We start from the raw sequence: 2,316 nt of genomic DNA, 5'->3' as shown, positions 1-2,316 counted from the left end.
CGCCTGACCGCCCTCACGCCTCCGCATCGAGCGCCGTCAGCACATCGGCAAAACTCGTCTTGCAGACGAAGCCGAGCCGTTGCCCTGCCCGCGACGGATCGTAGACGCGGTCGATCGACGAGAACATCGTCCAGCCTTTCCTCGCATAGAGCCTGGGATAGTCCGGGAAATAGCGCGCGACGACAGCCGGCGCATCGGCGATCAGCTCGGCGCAATCATCTGGCCGGAACGGCGTCGGCGCCGAGATGATGAAGATATCGAAGCCGAGGCTCGGCGCCTTCTCCAACGTCGCGACATGCGCCTCGGCCGCGTCCTCCACAGTCAGCCGCCGAAACAGCAGCTCGTTCGCCTTGGTGTTGGCGTCGGATTGCTCGATCGCATGCGCCATGTCGTCGGCTTCGGGAAAGAAGCGGGCCGTGCGCAGCACCACCACCGGCAACCCGTGCTGAAGGTGGTAGAGGCGGCAGAGATGCTCGGCCGAGAGTTTGCTCACGCCGTAGATGTTGCGAGGCTCGGGCGACATGTCTTCCGTCAGCCAGGCCGCCTTGCGCGCACCGCCCTGGAAGCCTTCGCGGATCGCCTGGGAAATCATCAGCGAAGTCGTGGAGGTGAAAACGAAACGCTGGACACCGGACGCCACCGCTGCGTCCAGCAGGTTGAGCGTGCCCTGCACATTCGTCGCGATGAAATCGGTATTCTGGTAGCGCTCGATGTCCGGCTTGTGCAGGGCACCACTATGGATGATGGCCTCTATGCCGTTCTCGCTGACTGTCCGCAGCACGAGATCGCGATCAGCGATCGAGCCAACTACCTGAGTCTCTGCCGACGGAACGGGGTCGAGACCGATCACCTCATGGCCAAGGCGGCGCAGGCGCGGCGCAAGCGCGCTGCCCAGCCAGCCGGACGATCCTGTGAGCAAGACACGCATCGATCACACCGTCATTTCCGCCGGCTGCTGTTAAGCATGGATGACAGCGGTGCGCGAACGGATAAGTTGTGCGCCAGACTGAGAAACCGCTGTTCCAGCCACCGATTCGGGAAACCCATTCATGACCCCTCGCCTGCTGCTCGCCGCTCTTGGCCTCATCGGCCTCGTCCTGCCGGCCTATGCCGACGGCGAGGTGCAGAAGCTGATCACCGCCGCCGACAAGGCGCGGCTCGACAAATATGGCGACACGCGCAAGGCCGCCCTCGAGGAGGCGAAGGCCGGCAATCCGACCGAGGTCAAACAGCTCGATGCGCTGCTCGCCAAGCCGCTGGTCGCCTTCTCCGACAAGGACCTGACCGGCAACTGGAAATGCCGCACCATCAAGGCGGGCGGTATCAGCCCGCTCGTCATCTATGGCTGGTTCAAGTGCAAGGTGACCGACGATGGCTCGGGTTGGCGGCTGCAGAAGATCAGCGGCTCGCAGCGGACCATGGGCCGCTTCTTCGACGACGGCGAGAAGCGCGCCATCTACCTCGGCTCGTTCTCGGTCAATGACGACAAGGCCAAGCCCTATGGCAGCGGCCCCGAGAGCGACCAGGTCGGCTATGCCTTCCGCAGCAGCGCCACCGAATGGCGCATCGAATTCCCCGCGCCCTATTACGAATCGAAGCTCGACATCATGGAGTTCAAACGCTGAGCAGAGCCTGCATGTCTGGCTGAGGTCGCGTCACACCAAGGATTAACCCGCCCCGCATAGCATCCGCCCGGTTTTCAGAACGGGTGCTTGCCATGGCAGCGTCGGAATCCAGTCTACGACCGATCGTGGTCGTCACCGAGGGCGGCCCGCATATCTGGGCCATCGTCAACGCGCTTGCCGATCGCGTCGGCCCTGTCAGCGTCGTCCTCGAAGCGCCCGAATCCAAAAAGCGATTGCTGCTCGGCCGCGCACACCGCCAGGGTTGGATCTCGGCCGTCGGCCAGCTTGGCACGATGGTGCTGACCAGGCTCGGCAAGCGGTTCTTCGTCGGCCATGCGGCGCGCATGATCACCGAGGAGAAGCTCGAGACGGAGCCTCGCCCCGGCCAAACGATCATCCATGTGCCGTCCGCCAACGGGCCTGAATGCCTTGAGGCGATCGGGAAGATCAAGCCGGGCGTCGTGCTGCTCGCCGGCTGCAGGCTGCTGTCGAAAGATACCCTCGCGAAGATGCCCTGCCCGGTCCTCAATTATCACGCCGGCATCGCCCCGAAATATCGCGGCATGAATGGCGGTTACTGGGCGCTGGCCTGGTGCGATCAAGAGAATTTCGGCACCACCGTGCATCTGGTCGATGCCGGCGTCGACACCGGCGGCGTGCTGAAGCAGGCGCGCGGCAAGCCGAAACACGG

At 63.9% G+C, this 2,316-nt stretch carries 3 protein-coding genes; 2 read left to right on the top strand and 1 reads right to left on the bottom strand.

The window, feature by feature from the left end:
* Window positions 1-13: 13 nt before the first annotated feature.
* Window positions 14-928 (bottom strand): NAD(P)-dependent oxidoreductase, encoded by a 915-nt coding sequence (locus tag EOA29_RS33460; RefSeq protein ID WP_126093295.1) that lies wholly within the window; start codon window positions 926-928, stop codon window positions 14-16.
* Window positions 929-1,049: 121 nt separating this feature from the next.
* On the opposite strand from EOA29_RS33460, the gene EOA29_RS33455 reads away from it, so the two are divergent.
* Window positions 1,050-1,625 (top strand): DUF4893 domain-containing protein, encoded by a 576-nt coding sequence (locus tag EOA29_RS33455; RefSeq protein ID WP_126093294.1) that lies wholly within the window; start codon window positions 1,050-1,052, stop codon window positions 1,623-1,625.
* Between the two features lie 92 nt (window positions 1,626-1,717).
* Window positions 1,718-2,316: formyl transferase (locus tag EOA29_RS33450; RefSeq protein ID WP_127222202.1), on the top strand; the 599-nt coding region annotated here is incomplete at its 3' end.

The organism is Mesorhizobium sp. M1E.F.Ca.ET.063.01.1.1 (assembly GCF_003998155.1).
In the GTDB taxonomy this organism is placed as follows: domain Bacteria; phylum Pseudomonadota; class Alphaproteobacteria; order Rhizobiales; family Rhizobiaceae; genus Mesorhizobium.
Note: the sequence above shows the minus strand (reverse complement) of the source record. Positions and strands in the feature narration are given on the sequence as shown.

Bases quoted from the DNA above. Each gene is read 5' to 3' on its own strand.
- EOA29_RS33460 (WP_126093295.1), bottom strand. From the start codon at position 928: ATGCGTGTCTTGCTCACAGGATCGTCCGGCTGGCTGGGCAGCGCGCTT.
- EOA29_RS33455 (WP_126093294.1), top strand. From the start codon at position 1,050: ATGACCCCTCGCCTGCTGCTCGCCGCTCTTGGCCTCATCGGCCTCGTC.